Source organism: Paenibacillus andongensis (genome assembly GCF_025369935.1).
GTDB classification, from domain to species: Bacteria; Bacillota; Bacilli; order Paenibacillales; family NBRC-103111; genus Paenibacillus_E; species Paenibacillus_E andongensis.
The window spans coordinates 4,464,862-4,484,542 of the sequence record NZ_CP104467.1; the positions used below are offsets into that span (position 1 = coordinate 4,464,862).

A 19,681-nucleotide genomic window follows, 5' to 3' on the forward strand; every position below is an offset into this window, starting at 1 on the left:
TTTTCTTCTTTAAAGAATATTGTTTTAATTCTTATTGTTATTTACACTGATAATATTATCATTATAGATAATAACGAGATCTTTTATGATTGGGGAGAAAAAAATGGTTAATAAAGCTGAAATTATCCTGCACCCCGTAAGGATGAAGATTTCTCAAGCTTTGATGAGAAACAAAGAAAATGGACTTACTTCACTCGAAATGGTAAAAATCATAAAAGATGTGCCTCAGGCAACGCTATATAGACATATTCAAGTTTTGTTAGATGCTGGAATTATCCGCATTTTGAAAGAAAAAAAAGTGAGATCCATTTCCGAAAAATACTACACTTTAAATGAAGAAGAAGCCCGACTTAGTGCAGCTGAGTGGAAAAAATCTTCTATGAAGGACAAGCTGAATTATGTTTCGCATTACCAATTATCGCTTATGACGCAATATCAAAATTATCTTGACAAATTAGAAGAACAAGAAAGCTCTGATGATGGTTCTACTTTTTCACTTGTAGAATTAAAGCTTGATGATGCAAATTTTATCAAGTTTCAAAATGAATTAAACGAGCTAATGATAAAATACTACAACACGACTAACAACATTAATGATCTGGATGCACCCATTCGAACGATTGCCTTTACCATTATTCCAGAATCCTAAAACATAAAAGTGAGAAAACCTCTACCCTCGGCCATTCAAGGATGTGCGACCGCGTTTAACGAGGAGAGACTTTGGTCTACGACCAAAGATCCCTATATTAGGTTTTATCACCAATAAGAAAGCGGTTCTCGGGATCCGAGAACTTATACTTCCTTATTCAAAAAAGCATGATGCCCCCCTCATAAATTAGGGATACATCATGCTTTGAGATTAGCCTTCTGCTTACATAGATCTTGCAAGTCGAAATCCAAGGTCATCGATGGCAAATGTCGGGTGACTGCGACGACGACACGTAGCCCCACAACCTCTGGCCTCTTCAGCCCAGCTGCCACCGCGGAAAATTCGGTAAGAGCCGTATACGTTCTGATCATATAAATCCCAGCACCACTCCCAAACATTCCCTAACATATCATGCAGCCCCCATGCATTCGGTTCCTTTCCTCCTACTTCATGAGTAGTGCCAGCTGAATTTTCATGATACCAGGCAATCTTATCAAGCTCTCCGTATCTATATCCTGCAGTTCCTGCTTTACATGCGTACTGCCATTCCGCCTCGGAAGGGAGGCGATAGCCGTCTGATTCCCAATCACAGATGATAGTTTCACCATCATTACTTATTGAATAACATTCCTTCAAACCAACATTCTGAGAAAGTAGATTACAAAAAGAAATCGCATCATTCCATGATATATTCACAACCGGATGTTGATCTCCGTCATATGAAATAACTGATTTTTGTGAAATGGCATCATAAAGTTGCTTAGTGACTGGATACTGGGCAAGAAGAAACGGTAGTATGTCAACCTTCCATTTCGATGTTGTTCGATCGTCCCTTAGATCTATTTCTCCACCAGGAACTTTTACCATCGGATAATCAACAAGACGCTGCAATCCATGTGACACTCCATCTTCCTCCTAGGTTAGCTCGTGTTAACTGCTGCTCAATTTATCCATAGCTTGTTCTTCGTTTGACAAGAAAAAGATATCCTTCCCTTTGTTACACTCATAGATGAAATCCTTCAAGCTTTCACTTGAATAGATAGAAAAATCACCAACGATTGCAACTTTCACTCGATAATTCATATATTTTTGTAATATTTCTCCTGCAAGCCGTGTTTTTAATTCGAAAAAGTCCTCACTTAATGCCGAGCTATTTAAAATTATACGGTCACAATCTGCTTCATATCGTACAGTTGCCATTAGATCTAAAGCCGACTGAACATCCGTTATCAATATTTCGTTGCTTTCAACGACGGCAATTTCTACATCGTTCTTTTTGATTGTAATTATCTTCATATTCGTCCTCCATCCGTCTTTCAACCTTTAATTAATCTTCTGACATAATCCTCACAGATATACCGATTATCTTCATTATTCAATGTAGGAATATTCGCTACTCTAAAGAAGCTTAGTCCAACCACCATCGCCAAAAGGCCGTAAGCGGCACTACTAGAATCGTCCACCTTCATTTGCCCTGACATATTGCCGTACTCATAGATCCTCGCAATGCCGTGAAGATCTTTCATATAGCTCTTGGATACTACATCTTGTAAATTGTGATCCAATACGGCTTTGGAAAAGAACTGAAGAAACAGCTTGGCTTGATCTTCATGTGGGATAAACATTCTCTCAATCCCATCAAGTTCCGAAACATTGAGAGTCTTTTGCTTATCATCGCTATATGGCGGCAGGATGTGCTTAAGCGTGACATCGATCATTTCCTCTGCTGCCATTGTTTTCTGAATTTCTGACTGGATTTTCAAACCATAATAGGCTAAGAAAGACTTGAAAGCTTCAATGATCAAGCTATCTTTATTCTTAAAATAATAAGTGACAACGCCCTTTGAACAGTCCGCATACTCAGCGACCTTATCCAGCGTCATGCCATCAATCCCGTGTTTGCTCATACACATTAGTGTAGCGTTAATGACATCTGCTCGACGCTTTGGCTCCATTCCTACTTTAGGCATTGTTATCCTCCATGTTTACTCAAGTTTTTTTATACCGTACAGTCGGAATAAATAAAATATATACATAAATCCCACTTATGTCAAACCAAGTTTTAGAATATAAAAAGCCACCCGAAGGTGACTTTCGCATATTGAGCCTAGGTATGAATCTTGATTGAACTTGCTGACAATACTTACTCGGCGAGGACAACCTAGCATGTATCCCTGCAAGTAAAAGTGCTATAATTAATAAGATTTACGATGCAAGTCAGTCCACGAAATGGAAGGAGAAACAACCATGAATTCAGTGCAATTGAATCGTATCCATACAGGAAAAGGCTTTATAGCAGCCTTGGACCAAAGCGGCGGAAGTACTCCAAAGGCTTTGCTTCAGTATGGCATTAAGGAAAACAGCTATTCCAATGAAGAAGAGATGTATGCATTAGTGCATGAGATGAGAACGCGTATTATTAAGAGTTCCGCGTTTGATTCCCAGTACATTTTAGGTGCGATTTTATTTGAGAACACAATGGATCGTTCCATTGACGGGCAATTTACAGCCGATTATCTTTGGGAGAAGAAAGGCGTTGTGCCGTTTCTAAAAGTCGATAAAGGGCTCGCCGATCTTGAAAATGGGGTTCAGCTCATGAAGCCCTTTTCAGGTTTAGACGACCTTCTGAAGCGAGCGGTTGAGCGAAACATCTTCGGAACGAAAATGCGCTCGCTTATTAAGGAAGCCAATCCTGCCGGAATCAAACAAGTCGTTGAGCAACAGTTTGCCATCGGTAACCAAATCGCTCAGATGGGGCTGGTTCCGATTATCGAACCGGAAGTTGATATCCACAGCGCTGATAAGGGAGCATCTGAGAAACTATTAAAAGTTGAGATTTTCGATCAATTATCCAAACTTGGCAAAGACGTAAAAGTCATGTTAAAACTCTCCATACCGACGGAAAACAATTTCTACAGCGATTTAATGGAGGATCCGCATGTAGTTCGGGTAGTCGCTTTATCAGGCGGCTACACGCAAGCGGAAGCAAACGAAAAACTGGCTCATAATCATGGATTGATCGCCAGTTTCTCACGAGCCTTATCACAGGGACTTACCGCCGAGCAAACAGACGATGAATTCAACACGATGCTGTCCAAAACCATTCGTGACATTTATGAAGCCTCCATCACTTAAGGGAGTTCACTTGGTCAATCAAGCGAATCCAACGAATAATAAACGACTCCGATCTTTTTAAAAGCTCGGAGTCGTTGCTTGTTTGCTGACGAAGTCCATTCACCCATTCTATCATGATCGCGCTCTATTATATCCTCTATCCTCGTAAGGCTGCAATTTCTCCAGCCACCGCTTTTCCATTTGCTTAACCTCCCAGCGCACATCAATAACTCCGTCAGCTTCCTTCTCCTCAAGCACCTCATAGGTGAAAGTTTCGCTCCCCAGTTCTTTCCAGTCCTTTTGTAATTGGGCATTTGCGAATCTTCCCGCGTCCAGTTGCATCTGTAAGGTCATCCATTTGTTTTTCAGGTTAGGATAGCTATCTACGTAAATTTTGCCATTGACCTTGTTCGTTATCTGTATTGCACCCATGTAGGTCTTAATCTGCTTGTATTCCTCCTGAAGCTCCTTGCGTTTGTTCTTGTCCATGCTTTTCTCTCCTTTCTGGTCCTATAAATTGCTATAACAATTACAAATACCGAGCGATAATCCGAACCAACTTTGCAGGCAGCTCTGATAGATTCGTTATATCCAAAAATTTCTCATTCCCATAGATTTCATTAATCACATCCTTGTCCTGGCCTATTGCCGCTGCAAGAAATGTAATTCCTTTCCGTTCATACTCGGCTATGGTTTGCTGCATGTCTTTGATTGCATAATTTCCGGTATAATCATCCATGGCTTTGGGTTGCCCATCACTTAGGCTGATCAATAATTTTGTTTGCCCAGGTGAACCGGCTATTCGGTCTGCCATAATTCTAAGAGACATCCCATCACGATTATTACTTCTAGCACGAATCCCCATAAGTCTGAATCGATCATTGGTATCTGTATGATCAAAATCGGTATAAGCATAAATCGACATTTGCTCCAACTTGGAAGCATCCGCAGTATCCCCGTAAATCAAAATGGGAATATGACAAATTTGACAAAACTCATAGACGGCAATCACGGCACGCTTTGCAGCTTCTAATCTCCCAAACGCTGACATGGATGCTGACTCATCAACCCTTAGACCGACCACTAAGGAAGGGGAATCTGTAGGAGGACGTTTCTTGGCAAAATATCTAAAATCCCGATAAGCAACGCTATCCGCTTGAAATTTACTGCCATAATATTGATTCCTCGCAAATTCAGAAGATGTCTCATGTTCTAAAAGAGGAAGTGTCTTTCTGGCAATTTCCCGTACGACAGGCATGAGTTCCATACTTAGACTGACATATTCCTGTTGGTTTTCAAACGTATAATCCGGACGGTGAACAATAAGTTTAACCCTTTTATGAATAGAATCGGACACAACCTCCCTTGCGTCGCGATTCAGTTTTTTACGGAAATCTCGATCTTTTTGTTTCGCTTCGTCTGACATTGATTCAGGGTTTGCCTGATGATATTTGGGAGTACCACTCCCCTATCTGAACTTTCCATATCGGTAGAATCATCAGAAACGTCGGTAGTACTTTCATCACTATCCGCAGATTTTTTTATTGCAATCCCCTGTTCTTCATCTTTGTTATCGTGCTCAAAATCAGTATCGTCGATATTTCCCCACGTTCTTATCTCTACTTCATCAAAAATTCTTTTTTTTTTAATTCAATCTCAACTTGATCTAATCCCGCTAATAAACCATGGCTTTTCAGTGCTTCTTCCAATAGTTTAATTTCTTCGGAATCGGTTGTTATCTTGTAGATGACTTTATGATAAAGGGATTCTTTTGGTGAAGCACCTCCGGCAACCGCATCCGCCCAATAGAAAAATGAACGCATGCCCGCCACTCCTTTTATTGCATTGGCACGGGCTGTTTTGTCCAAGATCATAATGATCTCTGCCAAAACATCCAACACCTTTTCATCGGTAAAACCGGTTTTGGACATTGCCCGTTCAATCATGATTTCTTTGGTTGGGAGATCCATCTTCTCTGTATGCTGAACTCTGTCACGCAGTGCTTCATTTAGCGGTCTTGTCCCTGCATAACTGCGGTTTGTTGTGATGACCGCTATGAAATCCGGGTGTCTGCGTATGATTTCAGTGGGAAGATTAATGCTGCCATCCAGCTCTAAGGCAGAGTTAAGTGCCATTAATACTGCGGCATCCCGGATAACAGTGGGTTCTTGAATTTCTAGAAGATATCCTTTTTGATAGGCTCTGACGATTTCGGAGGGGTAAAAACGATACTCAATCTCTTCGTCCTCGGTATTTTGCTCCGCAGGCTCCATCTTTTCTAAACGCTCAGATGAAATGACCGGCAAAATAGCGCCAATAACGTCTGATTTATCCATATCAGCGAAACAAGTCACTTTCGTATAAGGCAGCCCGAATTCCGCCGACAATGCTTTGGCAAGTTGTGTTTTACCGGAACCGGCGTCACCTTCTAACAAAATATTGGCGATTTTCATCTCCCCGCGATGCCAGTTGCGCTTTATTTCTTTACAAATACGCAATTCTTCTTCACTTACCTTATGAGATAACGGCTTTTTCCAAATAAGTCCTTCTTCTATCTCCGTCAGTTGCCTTGTTGGCGACAATTTATATTCATCCTGATTGTTCATACCTTTTCACCTTTCCTAAATTGGTTAATACCCCATCTCTTTCAGAAGACTGGATAAGACACGAAGGCGTTCGCCAATCATTTCGCCATCATCACTAAGAGCTTGAGCAAACAGCTTAATATCATTATCGATCATGGGATTTTCTGCACACACGGACACACTCATCGCATCCCCTTGCAGCCCAATGCGGTCAATCATCGTGTTATCAGGGTCATACATTTTCGGGAAACGATACGCGTCCTGAAAATATAAGTTGCTTCTGCAAATCAAAATGGCAAGGTCAAGAACACGGTGCATAGGCAACTCTTCCGACTGCCTTGACCATTTTTCCCCTGTGTATCTCCATACTTTTGCTGAGATATCGACCTTTCCCCTATCATTCCATTGGGCCAATCCTAGGGACAGACCTTTTGCATCCGTATTTCGGGCGTACCGGCCGTCAACCTGCTCATAGTTTTCTGAAACAATAACTGGCTTATGTTTTAAAGTAGTTGGTATTTTCATTTGTTTACACGCTCCATCATTCGATTCACTAATTTACTAATTCAGTAATTTACTAAATTACTAAAATTTAAATTAATATTACCCTGCATTTCATCATCTGTCAATCCGGTTATTTAACCATAACTCGCTCATACGAAATGTATTTTCGATCAGCAACTAGCAACTTATATCGTTAAAATGAAAAGAAAAACGGCTTACGCCGTCCTTGAATACGAGGGCCAAGCCTGTTAGCTAACGATGCTTAACAGGGGCACGCTTCTATTGCCCCAATCTCAAAAAACATACAAGTATCCTAATTATCTTTTACTCAAATGATCGAGTTAGAACTTGATGCAAATCTTTCCAAAATGCGATCCCTTCGCTAAGTAATGCAGCGCATCGACTGCACGTTCGAATGGGAACACACGGTCAATGACCGGTTACTGTCCCGCTTTTTTTTGATAACAAGTCTAATTTAAAGAGAACAGGGCTGACCCCAAGTAGATTGTATCTACTTAAGGTCAGCCCCTATCATTATCTATCATCAGTTATTCAACATCAAAACCCGCATCTTTCCAAGCGGCAGTACCACCATCGATATAAGCCACGTCTTGAAAGCCCATTTGTTTCAGCAAGTAGGCTCCTAAGGAAGCTTGTCCGCCTGCTCCGCATGTAACCAAGATGGGGCGGTTCCTATCGGAAAGCCGCTCGTCACGCAGCCGCTCAGGCACGCCTAAATCCGCTCGAATTGGCAGCATACCTAAGGAAATGTTTACACTGCTTGGAATAAGTCCGCATGCTCCTGCATCCGCGGCATCCTGGACATCAATGACCAAAGTCTCAGGATTAGCATTCATTTTTTCTCTTGCTTCCTTAGAGGAAATTCCAGGCACATTCTCGCGAGCTTCAGTTACCATGTCTTTAAAGGTTTTTGCCATTTTGGTTTGCACTCCTTGTTTAATGGTTTATATAAATTAGCTGTTACTTACTAAAGTCTCATCTTTAATCCGACTTCTACATATTATGCGGGGTAACCTCCGCCAGGTGGCGGCCAAGCTCCATTCATTCGGCGGAGCAAAACGATTTCTCCCAAGTGATAGGAATTGTGAGAGGCAATGTTGCGCAAAATCCCTGCTTTCGTCTCCGTCGGAAACTTTTCAAGAGTTTCATCTAGTTGTGATGTTCGAGCAATCTCACAAGCTCTCTCAATCCCTTGTAGAAAATTTTGAACGATCGTCTCCCATTCCTCTTCACTCTCAGGACTTGCTGCGCTAGGCCAACTGTCCATAACATGCGAAGGCAATTCGGGCTTGCCACCCTCAAGGTAAGCCAACAAAAATACCTGCCAGTAGCTCATATGCTTCAACAACTGATATATGGTGTATGGCGCACCCGCGGTGCTAGTACCTGCAAGTTCAGCAGTAATATCGCGCAGTGCTCTGGTTATCGGAATATGCCCTCGTTCTCCTACTAATGATTTCACAAGTGCTTCACCAAATGCTTTATTGGATTCATTCATAGACATCGCTGTCATCTCCAGTCTCCTTCTGTCATTTTTGATGTATATTCCTAATTTATTAACCCTAAATTAAATTGCTCAAAATATAATTTCGTAAAATCATAATATCCCAAATATATGAAGCATGTCAAGTCGGTTCATTTTCCGCAGGAACGTGTAAGTATCACCGACATTCATATAATTTTTATATTTGTTCATCCGATGGTATATTGGTTTTAGAATGGTTAAATGATACAATATGGAAATGATAGACAATCAAACCTGAGGAGTGAATGTAATGGCTATTGATGTATATCTTAATTTTAACGGAAACACTCGTGAAGTTATTGAGTTTTACGCAGAAGTATTTGGACTAGACAAGCCACAAATCATGACCTTTGGAGATACACCACCCGACCCATCCTATCCTCTTCCTGAGGAAGCCAAACATTTAGTTATGCATGCACGCTTAAGCATTTCTGGAAGTACAGTTATGTTCTCCGATGTTTTCCCGGGCATGCCTTACATTGCCGGTAACAACATTAGCCTTTCCTTAGTGAGCAAAGATATCGATGAAGTGAAGTCAGCTTTTCATAAGTTGAAAGAAGGCGGCAAAGTAGGCATGGAGCTTCAAGAAACTTTCTGGAGCAAATGCTATGGCAACCTAGAAGATAAATTCGGCATTCAATGGCAGTTTAACTACGACAATGGTGAAACGGTTTATTAATTAAATTTTTTCACTATACAAAAAGGATATTCAATCTTTCTTTCTCAAGAAAAAATTGGATATCCTTTTTTACATTCATTTACAATATCGGAGAAACCAATTTCGATACGGACTCCAGAAACCGAATCCGTAAGGACCGCTTATCATATTCCTCCAATGTCAGCTCCATACAGCCGTCCATATCCTTCCAGAACGTGTTTTCCAGCTTCTTCGCCGTCTCCGCATGATACATCAAGGCGTTAGTCTCGAAATTCAGCCGAAGGCTGCGAATATCGAAGTTGGCCGTCCCTACAGAGGCAACCTGCCCATCGACGATGATCGTTTTCGCATGAAGGAAGCCTTGATCATATAAGTAGCATTTCACTCCAGCTCGCAGCAATTCACCTACATAATACAAGGAAGCCCAATGTACAAACATATGGTCTGCTTTCTCAGGGATCATGATTCTAACGTCAATGCCCGATAGAGCGGCAATGCGCAGCGCATTCAACATACTCTCTTCAGGGATAAAATAAGGAGTCTGCAGGAGGATTCTGCACTTGGCCATGTGAATCATTTTAAGGAATGTAAACACGAAATGCGGCCATGCTTCATTAGGTCCACTTGCCACAATCTGCATTGGCACGTGTTCCAGGCTATTGGCTTCCACCATAGTTTCGGGAAAATACTCAGGCGCAACTTCCATTTGATGCACGGATGCTAAGTTCCAGTCCAGAATAAATCTCGACTGCAAAGCGCGAACGACGCTTCCGGTCAAACGAAGGTGTGTATCCCGCCAGTACCCAAATCGCGGATCTAAACCCAGATATTCATTACCGACATTGAATCCGCCTATGTACCCAATCTGACCATCAATAATAACCAATTTACGATGATTGCGATAATTTACCCGATAGTTCAGAAATGGAATTCGTGATGGGAAAAATGCCGCTTTTTGCCCGCCAGCCTTAAGGAAATCTCGAAAAAAGGAATCCTTCAACGACCTTGAGCCAATATCGTCATATAAGAATTTAACGTGGACCCCCTGCTCCGCTTTCCTCGTGAGAGCTTCCATGATCTTGTGACCCAACGAATCATTCTTAACGATATAATACTGCATATGTATATGGGACTCCGCAGCTTCAATTTTCGTCAGTAAATCATTGAATTTAGCAACACCGTCTGTGAAAATATGTACACCATTATCCTGCGTGAGGAACGCATCATTCGTTGCGACATTCAAATAAATCAAATCTCGGTACTGACTTACCATCGGATCAATATAGGGCAGCGTCCCGTCGATTAGCTGTTCTCGCTGCTCTGAAATGACGGTTTGCACTCTTTCTAGCATGCGGCGATTCCATTTATACAGTTTTCTGCGGCTTAAATTTTGTCCAAGCATCACGTAGAGTAGGAATCCGAGGATCGGAATGAATAAGAGCACCATAAGCCATGACCAGGTTGCCGCCACGTTTCGACGTTCTAAGAACACAACCGTTATGGCAAGTAAAATATTGATCACAAAGACGACAGTTAGTACATGTGATAGCCAGTCCATAACACCACTCCAAACCATTTATATCCACTCTTCACTATTATACCTGAATTTCGACAAATTAGGAAAAGACCCCCTATTCACATCGTGAATAAGAGGTCATTTACAAGCTGCCATTTATGCTATTTTCTTAATTAGGCACAGTTTTCTTAAATAATAAACGCCGCCTACTTTAATGACATCATCCGAATAAGCTTCAATCAATGAACCTGCGTCTTCCAATTCACCATCAAACCACACCTCTACAGGTGTTTGAAACAACATGCAATGATACATATCTGCATCCGTTAAACATACCTCAGTCCGGCTCATTATGAACAACTGCCTCTCCTAAAAAAATTTCACCCGGTAATGTCTTTATCGACACGATCAAGGAAAAAATGAAGAGGAACTAGATAGAAGAAGAGACTGGAAGCAAGTTGCCTCCAGTCTCCTTTTAAGCGTTGGGATTAACCATTACTTTATAAAGTGCGATATACTGCTGCGCTGACTTTTTCCAGCTGAAATCGCCTTTTTTCATATTTTGCTGAATTTTCAGCCATGCCTCTCTATCATTCTTGTAGAAAAATACAGCACGTCGAATGATATGCAGCATGTCATGCGCGTTATAATTGCTGAATGTGAACCCGGTTCCTTCACCCGTGAATTCATTGTAAGGCTGCACGGTATCTTTCAATCCGCCAGTTTCTCTGACAACAGGTACAGATCGATAACGTAGTGCGATCAACTGTCCAATCCCACAAGGCTCGAACTGTGACGGCATCAAGAATAAGTCAGATGCGGCATAGATTTGATGGGCTAATGATTCATCGAAATAGATTTGAGCAGATACTTTATCTGGATGCATCTGAGCCGCATATCGGAACATTTGCTCATAACTATAATCGCCAGTACCGAGAACGACGAGTTGAATGTCTAAAGCGAGAATCTCTGAAATGACATGCTGGATGAGATCAAGCCCTTTTTGCTGTACCAAACGAGTGACCAACGCAATCATTGGTACATCAGCGTTCACAGGCAGACCCAAGCGCTCCTGTAGAGCTAGCTTATTCTGCTGCTTCTTCGGTAAGGAATCTCGATAATTCACCACTAGATGCGAATCGGTCATGGGATCGAACACATCATAATCAATACCATTGACGATGCCCGTTAATTGATCTTTGCGATGGCGCAGCAGGCTGTCCAAACATTCACCATAAAAAGGAGTTTGAATTTCCTCCGCATAGGTCTGACTTACCGTTGTTATCCGATCCGAATAGAGGAGCCCGCCTTTGAGGAAGCTTGCTCCACCATGCAATTCAAGCGCTGTTCCGGTGAAATGATCGTCTGATAAACCGAACAAATCTTTTAGTAGGGATTGATCAAACACACCTTGGTATTTCAAATTATGAACGGTAGACATCGTCTTCATCTCGCTATAGAAAGGGAGATGTTGATAATGCGCCTTTAGCAGGACAGGAATCATACCCGTCTGCCAATCATGGCAATGAATCACATCCGGCTGGAAGTCAAGTAACGGGAGCGCCTCAATAACCCCTCTGCAGAAGAACCCAAAACGCTCCGCCTCGTCGCCATACCCATAAATGCCTGGACGCTTGTAATAAAATTCATTATCCACGAAATAAAAAGTAACTCCATCATGCTGAAGCATCTCTATCCCGATGTATTGCTTTCTCCAACCGATGTACACATCAAATGTGATTACCTTCGTCATTGCTTTCCGATATACAGCAGGGATATCGCCATATTTAGGTAAAATAACCCGCACATCCAGTCCTTGACGAGTAAGCTCCTTTGGTAACGAGCCAATTACGTCAGCTAGACCGCCTGTTTTAATAAAAGGTACAGCCTCAGATGCAGCAAATAAAACTTTCATCTTCCTACTCCTTTTATTTGATCTAGATCACTTTCGTTTTCGCAGCAATGAATGGTGCTTTGTTATCTCCCGTTAAGACACGTCCGCGACTAATGAAGACATCCTTATCCAGGATTGCGTTCTCAATAATAACATTCTCTTCAATCTCACAGTTTTGGAGGATGATACTGTTCTTCACGTAAGCACCTTTTCTGATTTTGACACCACGGAACAGGATACTATTCTCCACTTTACCTTCGATGACACAGCCGTTAGCGATGAGTGCGTTTTTAGCTGCTGCGGTATCCAAGTACTTCGCTGGCGGTTCATCCTTAACCTTCGTGTAAATCAGGTTTTTCTGGAAGAATAACTCTCTCCAGATCGCCGGATTAAGCAGCTGCATACTGTGCTTGTAATAGCCTTGGATCGAATTCACAATCCCTACATGGCCTTCAAATTTGTAGCCATACACACTCAGCTTATCAATGTTTTTCATAATGCCATCGCGCACCAAATGATCGTAACCTTGCGCTAAGCAAGATTCAACCATATCCAGCAGGAGCGCTTTGCTCATGATGTACATTTCCATTGAAATGTTGTTAGTGCGCAATCTGCCTGTGTGATCCTCCATAAGAGTCACTTGTCCGCTATCCTTGACTGCTAGACGACGGAATTTCCCTTGAATATCCTCATCTGTTTGCTTATAGATAACCGTAATGTCTGCTTGTGTATCCTCATGGTAACGCACAGCGTCACGCAGATCGAGATTGCATACCATATGGCTTCGTGAAATTATGACAAGCTCTTCTTTACCGCGATAGAAATAATCCCTATGGCTATAGAACTGGTATAAATCACCACGTGAAATGCCTGTTGGTTCATTGAGCACAGACGGGAGCACGAACAAGCCGCCCCGCTTCCGGTCTAAGTCCCATTCCTTCCCAGAACCCAAATGATCCATGAGCGAACGATATTTATGTTGAGTGAATACAGCAACATTATCAATGCCGGAATTCACCATATTGGACAATGTAAAATCAATTAATCGATAACGGCCGCCGAACGGCACAGATGCTGGGCAACGAAAGTAGGTCAGTTCTTCCAAATCATCCGGTTCATTCACTAAATTAATGACACCCATTACATGTTTCACACGACATCATCCCTTCTGATTGGCATTCGCTGATATCCGTTCATTACCACCAATAAGCACAATTTCTCCTTTGCCATCTACCACAGCACCGTCTTCAACGACCGTGTTTTCGCCAATAATGGCTTTGTTAATCGTTACGTTATTACCAATTTTGGCATTAGGCATAATGACGGAGTCGCGAATCTGGCTTCCTTCGCCAACCTGTACTCCGAAGAACAGAACGGAATGATCGACATCCCCGAATATCGCGCAGCCTTCATTAACGAGAGAACGTTTTATATTCGCAGTTGGCGCCACATACTGTGCTGGCTGGTAAGGATTCTGGGAGTATACCCGCCAATCCTTATCATTTAAATTAAGCTCATTATTATCGTCCAGCAGGTCCATGTTCGCTTCCCACAGACTGTCGATCGTACCGACATCTTTCCAGTAACCCTCAAATGGATAAGCGAACATTCTCGCCTCATCTTTCAACATCATTGGAATAATATCTTTCCCAAAATCTTTGCTGGAGTTAGGATTTTCTTCATCCTGGGTAAGATAAGATTTCAGTACGCTCCAATTAAAAATATAAATACCCATCGAAGCCAAATTACTATTCGCTTCTTTCGGTTTTTCTGCAAATTCAGTTATTTCTTGTTTGTCATTGACACTCATGATGCCGAATCGGTTCGTTTCCTCCCACTTCACTTCAATGACAGCAATCGTTGCGTCGGCTTTCTTCTCTTTGTGGTAAGACAACATCAAATCGTAGTCCATTTTATAGATGTGATCACCCGAGATGACCAAAACATATTCGGGATCATATTGCTCAATAAAGCCGATATTGCGATAAATGGCATTCGCTGTTCCTTTATACCAATCCCCGCCCTTTTGCTCCATGAACGGCGGCAAAACCGTCACACCACCATATTTGCGGTCAAGATCCCACGAGCTTCCAATCCCAATGTACGTATTGAGTACGAGAGGTTGATACTGGGTTAGAACACCAACGGTGTCAATCCCTGAATTCGTACAATTGCTGAGGGTAAAATCAATGATACGATACTTCCCGCCAAAATGAACGGCCGGCTTGGCTAAATTGTTCGTCAGAACGCCTAATCTTCGTCCTTCTCCTCCAGCAAGGAGCATGGCAACACATTCTTTACTGCGCATATCTGATTTCCCCCTTCAACTTCGTCAATCACAGTTTGGAATTCACTCACACATTTTATATAAACAGCCGCAAGCGGCGGAATACACAACGCTAAACTATTAGGCAGCCCGTGCCATGACCGCTTTTCACTGGATATTGGCTCTGTGTTACCTTGACCAGAACCTCCAAACTCGGGTGCATCGCTGTTAAATACGACTTCGTACACACCATGGCGTGGAACGCCAATCCGGTAATCCGGGTGTACGACAGGGGTGAAATTACATACGAGAATCAAGTCATCCTCAGGCAATTTCCCTTTACGCATAAAAGTCACAACGCTCTGGCTCTCATCATGAGGGTTGATCCACTGGAACCCATCCGGATGATGATCCAACTGCCACAACGCCGGCTGGTCCAAATAAAATTGATTTAGTGCCTTGACATAGTGATGCATTTGACTATGTTTTTCGTAGCCTTCAAGTAAAAACCAATCGAGTTCTTCAAGATCTTTCCATTCGTCGAATTGACCGAACTCACTGCCCATAAACAGCAGCTTTTTACCAGGGTGACCCGTCATATACCCATATAGAACGCGTAGATTAGCAAATTTCTGCCAATAATCGCCTGGCATCTTGTGAAGGAGCGAACGTTTGCCATGCACAACTTCATCGTGCGAAAGCGGAAGTACATAATTCTCACTAAAAGCATACATGAATGAGAACGTGATCAGCTTGTGATGATACTTGCGATTAATAGGATCTAATTTCATATATCGCAGCATATCGTTCATCCAACCCATGTTCCACTTATAATTAAATCCGAGACCTCCATCATGGACAGGCGCAGTAACGAGCGGCCAATCGGTAGAATCCTCGGCCATCATCAATGCATCAGGGTAGAAAGAGAAGACGACCTGATTCAGCTTGCGCAGGAATGCGATCGCTTCGGGATTATCATCCCCACCCCATTGATTCTTGATCGGTTCCTCGCTCCATCTGCCAAAATTCAAGTGCAGCATGGAAGCTACAGCATCCACTCTTATCCCATCAATATGGTACATGTCCATCCAAAATACAGCATTTGAAATTAAAAAGGCTTGTACTTCGGGTCGACCAAAATCGAAAGTAAGTGTACCCCACTCCAACTTCTCAGCTTTACGCGGGTTTTCGTATTCATACAAAGGCTTGCCATCAAATTGCCTAAGTCCATGACTGTCCTTACAGAAATGGCCAGGGACCCAATCCATAATGACCCCAATACCCTTCTGATGACACCGGTCAACGAAATGCATGAACTCCTTTGGAGCACCATGGCGGCTCGTTACGGAGAAATAACCTGTTGCTTGATAACCCCATGAACGGTCATACGGATGTTCTGCAAGCGGCATTAATTCAATGTGTGTATACCCCATCTCAACTGCATAATCGACTAGCTCTTCAGCAAGCTGATCATAGGTATATAAGTCTTCACTATGTCGTTCCTTTTTGCGCCATGTACCTAGATGAACCTCATAAATGGATAGTGGCTTATTGTAAGCGGGGCTTTCCTTTTTCTGCTGCTGCCATGCCTGATCCTGCCATTCGTAACCTTCTAGATCAACGACACGCGATGCGGTACCCGGACGTAATTCCGAATAAAAGGCATACGGGTCTGCTTTCAACAAAATCTGACCCGTCTCGCTATGAATTTCAAACTTGTAATAATCGCCTTCCCTTGCTTCTGGAACGAATAATATCCATAAGCCAAGAGTACTAAACTTCTCCATACGGTGAATCCCCGATTGCCAACTGTTGAAATCACCAAGCAAGCAAATCTGTTTGGCATGAGGTGCCCATACCGCAAAACGAACTCCCTCTTGTCCTTTTGTTTTGCTTACATGCGCCCCTAAGATGCGATAACTGTGGTAAAGGGATCCTTCATGAAGCAGAAACAAATCTTCTGGGCTAGGTATTCCAACATTTGCCCCCACGTTATCCCTCCTTAGATCAACCTGATTTCGTCAAAACTGGATTTTACTTATAATCGGCCTTACGTTACAAATACAACAAACAGGCAAAGAATCCTTCATTTTTACATTAAAAAAAAAAGGAAATTACCTGACCCTCGGTGAATTATTTGAGGGACATTATCTCGAGAGGTGGAACACAAATAATGAAAGATAAAGTAAAGGGTCTTATAATTGGTTTAACGATCGGTTCCGTATTAAGCGGGACCGTAGCTTTTGCAGCGAACAGTCAGATTGAAGTAGCATTCCGAAGTCTTAAGTATATGTTTGACGGTGTTGAGAAAGCACCTTCCGATGGAAAAGGATTTATTTACGAAGGCTCAACTTATGTACCTCTTAGATTCGTAAGTGAAGCACTAGGCAAAAAGGTCGAGTGGGACGAAGAGAATGGAACCATTTGGATCGGAAACAATCCTAATCATGTAGTTGCAACTTACAAGGGTGGAACTGTCACCAAGGGCGAATTTGATACTTTCTTTGCCTTGCAAGCTCTCTTCAATGGAGCTCATGCTGCTTCTAAAGATGACCCGAAGTATCAAACAAGCATGATTACACAATTAATTCAAAACCGAATCCTTTTCAGTAAAGCATCCGAAGCCGACCAGAACGCTGCCAAAGACGGTGCTGTTAAACAAATCGCTGATTGGAAAAACCAATTTGGTGAAGCGAAATTCCTGGAAGATTTGAAAAAGGTGAACACGACAGTCGCTGATCTTCAATATTTCCTAGTTGGCAATATCGGTGCACAAAATTATATCAAGTCCAGCATTTCTGATGCCCAATTAAAAGCCAAATATGATGAAACACTTAAAGCAGATAAAGATGCTTATACCATTGCTTCCGTGCGTCACATTTTAATTGGATTGAATGACCCATCAAGCTCAGACAACAAAGTTATTCGTACGAAAGAGGAAGCACTCAAACGAGCAAAAGAAGTACAACAGAAGCTTAAGAACGGTGAAGATTTTGCTAAGTTAGCCAAAGAATACTCAGATGACCCAGGCTCCAAAGATGCAGGAGGTCTTTATGCGGATGCTGATGTAAGTCAGTGGGTACCTGAGTTTAAGAAAGCAGCTATCGAGCAAACGATCGGAACAATTGGTGAACCTATTGCGACAGATTTTGGCTATCACGTTATTAAAGTAGAAGCCAGATCTGTTAAATCCTTTGATTCTGTGAAAGATCAGCTGAAAGCTTCGCTTGAACAATCGCAATTTCAACAATTTGTAGAAAAAGAACTGCCAGGTTTGATTGAAAAGATCGATTTAGGTCAATAAATGGTGTACAATGAATGTTTGTTAAAGTATACAAGTTGAAGGATGGAATGCAGCATGTTTTATGCAAAAGACTGGGTTGATTATGAGCTCCTCGATACTGGCGGCGGCGAAAAGCTCGAGCGTTGGGGCACGATCGTACTAAGAAGACCAGACCCGCAAATCATTTGGCCGCTACAAAAAGAAACACCGGCCTGGCGTCAAGCTGACGCCCATTATCACCGCAGTTCCAGCGGCGGCGGACAATGGGAGCAGCGCGCAGAGCTTCCTGAGCGCTGGACGATTAATTATGACCAGAAGTTGTCCTTCTATATTAAGCCAACCAGCTTCAAGCATACGGGCTTATTCCCTGAACAAGCCGTCAACTGGAAATGGATGATGGACAAAATCCAAGGAGCTGGACGTCCAATCAAGGTATTGAACCTGTTTGCTTATACAGGCGGAGCCTCACTGGCTTGCGCTTACGCAGGTGCCGAAGTTTGCCATGTGGATGCCTCCAAAGGAGTCGTTCAATGGGCAAAGGAAAATCTGCATCTGAGCGGCCTTGGCAGCCGTCCTGTTCGATTTATTACGGATGACGTGTTCAAATTCGTACAAAGAGAACAGCGCCGCGGAAGCAAATACGATGCGATCATCATGGATCCGCCTTCCTACGGACGTGGACCAAACGGTGAGACTTGGAAATTAGAAGATGATCTCTTCCCTTTCATTGAGACCTGCCAATCGATTCTGACAGACAATCCGTTGTTCCTGTTGATCAACTCTTATACAACGGGAATCTCGGCAACTGTGCTTCAGAACATTTTAAGCATGTCGATGAAAGCCAAGCATGGCGGCACGATCTCCAGTGGCGAAATCGGCCTGCCGATCACCCACTCTGGGTTGATGCTCCCTTGCGGTATTCTGGGACGCTGGGAGGCGTAACAGTGGCAGCATCTAGAGATGGCTCGGGAGCATCACAAATTCCGATACTGTTCGAAGACAACCACATTCTTGTGGTGGAGAAGCCCGTCAACATGCCTACGCAGGAAGACGATTCTCGCGATCCTGATCTGCTGAATGTACTGAAGGCAGATCTGAAGCAGCGTCATAACAAGCCCGGCAATGTATACCTCGGGCTTGTACACCGGCTTGATCGTCCCGTTGGCGGTGTGATGGTATTCGCCAAAACGTCAAAAGCCGCGTCCCGGCTATCTGACGCGGTAAGAACGAGGCAGCTCGACAAGACGTACGTCGCTGTCGTGCATGGCAAGCCGCCACAGCCGTCCGCTACGCTGCGTCACTGGCTTTGGAAAGACACGCGGACAAATACCGTCAGCGTGGTCAGAGAAGGCCAGCAGGACGCCAAGGAGGCTGTGCTGGACTATAAGCTGCTCGGCAGCCAAGACGGGCTCAGCTTGATCCAGATCAAGCTGCACACCGGGCGGCCGCATCAAATCCGCGTGCAGCTGGCAGCCATCGGCTGCACGCTCTACGGCGACCAGCGCTACGGCAGCGCGGTCAACAAGCCCGGCCAGCAGCTTGCGCTGTGGGCCACGGCTCTTGCCTTTGAGCATCCTACGCTCAAAGAGACGCTGCGCTTTCGGTCGCTGCCGCCGTTGCAGCGGCCCTGGAGCGAATTTACACTCCCAGAGCTGTAAATTCTTGC

23 protein-coding genes are annotated in these 19,681 nt (G+C 43.2%); 6 read left to right on the plus strand and 17 right to left on the minus strand.

Annotated elements, in window-relative coordinates; translation table 11 throughout:
- The first annotated feature begins 103 nt into the window (after positions 1-103).
- The gene (locus NYR53_RS20260) at positions 104-649 is read left to right on the plus strand and encodes a helix-turn-helix domain-containing protein (protein ID WP_261301025.1); all 546 of its coding nucleotides are present in this window, start codon (positions 104-106) and stop codon (positions 647-649) included.
- Positions 650-871: 222 nt separating this feature from the next.
- Here NYR53_RS20260 and NYR53_RS20265 read toward each other — a convergent pair whose 3' ends face one another.
- The 3 genes from NYR53_RS20265 to NYR53_RS20275 form a co-directional block, all read right to left on the minus strand.
- Positions 872-1,516 carry a formylglycine-generating enzyme family protein gene (locus NYR53_RS20265; RefSeq protein WP_261306448.1) on the minus strand — a complete coding sequence of 215 codons (645 nt, stop codon included), beginning with the start codon at positions 1,514-1,516 and terminating at the stop codon, positions 872-874.
- Between the two features lie 63 nt (positions 1,517-1,579).
- Positions 1,580-1,945, minus strand: a complete 366-nt coding sequence (locus NYR53_RS20270; RefSeq protein ID WP_261301026.1) for a DUF4180 domain-containing protein — start codon at positions 1,943-1,945, stop codon at positions 1,580-1,582.
- A gap of 20 nt (positions 1,946-1,965) precedes the next feature.
- The gene (locus NYR53_RS20275; protein ID WP_261301027.1) at positions 1,966-2,619 is read right to left on the minus strand and encodes a TetR/AcrR family transcriptional regulator; all 654 of its coding nucleotides are present in this window, start codon (positions 2,617-2,619) and stop codon (positions 1,966-1,968) included.
- A 277-nt stretch (positions 2,620-2,896) separates the two neighbouring features.
- On the opposite strand from NYR53_RS20275, the gene NYR53_RS20280 reads away from it, so the two are divergent.
- The gene (locus tag NYR53_RS20280; RefSeq protein ID WP_261301028.1) at positions 2,897-3,784 is read left to right on the plus strand and encodes a fructose bisphosphate aldolase; all 888 of its coding nucleotides are present in this window, start codon (positions 2,897-2,899) and stop codon (positions 3,782-3,784) included.
- Here NYR53_RS20280 and NYR53_RS20285 read toward each other — a convergent pair.
- From NYR53_RS20285 to NYR53_RS20320, 8 genes are all read right to left on the minus strand, one after another.
- Positions 3,777-3,899 (minus strand): hypothetical protein, encoded by a 123-nt coding sequence (locus NYR53_RS20285; protein WP_261301029.1) that lies wholly within the window; start codon positions 3,897-3,899, stop codon positions 3,777-3,779. The two genes, NYR53_RS20280 and NYR53_RS20285, sit on opposite strands and share 8 nt — an antisense overlap.
- A complete protein-coding gene (locus NYR53_RS20290) occupies positions 3,896-4,252 on the minus strand; it encodes a GIY-YIG nuclease family protein (RefSeq protein WP_261301030.1) in 357 nt (118 codons plus the stop codon). The genes NYR53_RS20285 and NYR53_RS20290 overlap by 4 nt, the downstream gene beginning before the upstream one ends.
- Before the next feature lie 40 nt (positions 4,253-4,292).
- Complete coding sequence (locus NYR53_RS20295) at positions 4,293-5,189, minus strand: vWA domain-containing protein (protein ID WP_261301031.1); 897 nt, start codon at positions 5,187-5,189, stop codon at positions 4,293-4,295.
- Between the two features lie 193 nt (positions 5,190-5,382).
- Positions 5,383-6,369 (minus strand): AAA family ATPase, encoded by a 987-nt coding sequence (locus tag NYR53_RS20300; protein WP_261301032.1) that lies wholly within the window; start codon positions 6,367-6,369, stop codon positions 5,383-5,385.
- A 24-nt stretch (positions 6,370-6,393) separates the two neighbouring features.
- The gene (locus NYR53_RS20305; RefSeq protein WP_261301033.1) at positions 6,394-6,873 is read right to left on the minus strand and encodes a DUF6530 family protein; all 480 of its coding nucleotides are present in this window, start codon (positions 6,871-6,873) and stop codon (positions 6,394-6,396) included.
- A 320-nt stretch (positions 6,874-7,193) separates the two neighbouring features.
- The gene (locus NYR53_RS20310) at positions 7,194-7,286 is read right to left on the minus strand and encodes a zinc-binding dehydrogenase (RefSeq protein ID WP_290429012.1); all 93 of its coding nucleotides are present in this window, start codon (positions 7,284-7,286) and stop codon (positions 7,194-7,196) included.
- A gap of 114 nt (positions 7,287-7,400) precedes the next feature.
- On the minus strand, positions 7,401-7,790 hold the full coding sequence (locus NYR53_RS20315; protein WP_261301034.1) for a rhodanese-like domain-containing protein: 390 nt from the start codon (positions 7,788-7,790) through the stop codon (positions 7,401-7,403).
- 83 nt (positions 7,791-7,873) lie between these two features.
- Positions 7,874-8,371: a DinB family protein gene (locus tag NYR53_RS20320; protein ID WP_261306450.1), complete on the minus strand. Its 498-nt coding sequence runs from the start codon at positions 8,369-8,371 to the stop codon at positions 7,874-7,876.
- Positions 8,372-8,648: 277 nt separating this feature from the next.
- Between NYR53_RS20320 and NYR53_RS20325 the strand changes: the two genes are divergently transcribed.
- Positions 8,649-9,077 (plus strand): VOC family protein, encoded by a 429-nt coding sequence (locus NYR53_RS20325; RefSeq protein WP_261301035.1) that lies wholly within the window; start codon positions 8,649-8,651, stop codon positions 9,075-9,077.
- A gap of 79 nt (positions 9,078-9,156) precedes the next feature.
- On the opposite strand, the gene cls is transcribed toward NYR53_RS20325, so the two are convergent.
- The 6 genes from cls to glgB form a co-directional block, all read right to left on the minus strand.
- Positions 9,157-10,614 carry a cardiolipin synthase gene (gene cls / locus NYR53_RS20330; protein ID WP_261301036.1) on the minus strand — a complete coding sequence of 486 codons (1,458 nt, stop codon included), beginning with the start codon at positions 10,612-10,614 and terminating at the stop codon, positions 9,157-9,159.
- A 114-nt stretch (positions 10,615-10,728) separates the two neighbouring features.
- Entirely contained in the window at positions 10,729-10,923 is a 195-nt protein-coding gene (locus NYR53_RS20335) for a hypothetical protein (RefSeq protein ID WP_171692658.1), read from the minus strand.
- A gap of 124 nt (positions 10,924-11,047) precedes the next feature.
- On the minus strand, positions 11,048-12,487 hold the full coding sequence (glgA, locus tag NYR53_RS20340) for a glycogen synthase GlgA (protein ID WP_261301037.1): 1,440 nt from the start codon (positions 12,485-12,487) through the stop codon (positions 11,048-11,050).
- Between the two features lie 22 nt (positions 12,488-12,509).
- Positions 12,510-13,619, minus strand: a complete 1,110-nt coding sequence (gene glgD, locus NYR53_RS20345) for a glucose-1-phosphate adenylyltransferase subunit GlgD (RefSeq protein WP_047674386.1) — start codon at positions 13,617-13,619, stop codon at positions 12,510-12,512.
- A 6-nt stretch (positions 13,620-13,625) separates the two neighbouring features.
- Complete coding sequence (locus NYR53_RS20350) at positions 13,626-14,774, minus strand: glucose-1-phosphate adenylyltransferase (protein WP_261301038.1); 1,149 nt, start codon at positions 14,772-14,774, stop codon at positions 13,626-13,628.
- Positions 14,717-16,723, minus strand: coding sequence for a 1,4-alpha-glucan branching protein GlgB (gene glgB / locus NYR53_RS20355; protein ID WP_261301039.1), 2,007 nt, complete (start codon positions 16,721-16,723; stop codon positions 14,717-14,719). Before glgB ends, NYR53_RS20350 begins: the two co-directional genes overlap by 58 nt.
- Positions 16,724-16,905: 182 nt before the next feature.
- Here glgB and NYR53_RS20360 point away from each other — a divergent pair, with 182 nt between their 5' ends.
- From NYR53_RS20360 to NYR53_RS20370, 3 genes are read left to right on the plus strand one after another with little or no spacing between them, the layout of a single operon-like run.
- Entirely contained in the window at positions 16,906-18,036 is a 1,131-nt protein-coding gene (locus tag NYR53_RS20360; protein ID WP_261301040.1) for a peptidylprolyl isomerase, read from the plus strand.
- Positions 18,037-18,090: 54 nt separating this feature from the next.
- On the plus strand, positions 18,091-18,957 hold the full coding sequence (locus NYR53_RS20365; protein WP_261301041.1) for a class I SAM-dependent methyltransferase: 867 nt from the start codon (positions 18,091-18,093) through the stop codon (positions 18,955-18,957).
- Positions 18,958-18,959: 2 nt separating this feature from the next.
- Positions 18,960-19,673, plus strand: a complete 714-nt coding sequence (locus NYR53_RS20370; RefSeq protein ID WP_261301042.1) for an RluA family pseudouridine synthase — start codon at positions 18,960-18,962, stop codon at positions 19,671-19,673.
- Positions 19,674-19,681: the final 8 nt, after the last annotated feature.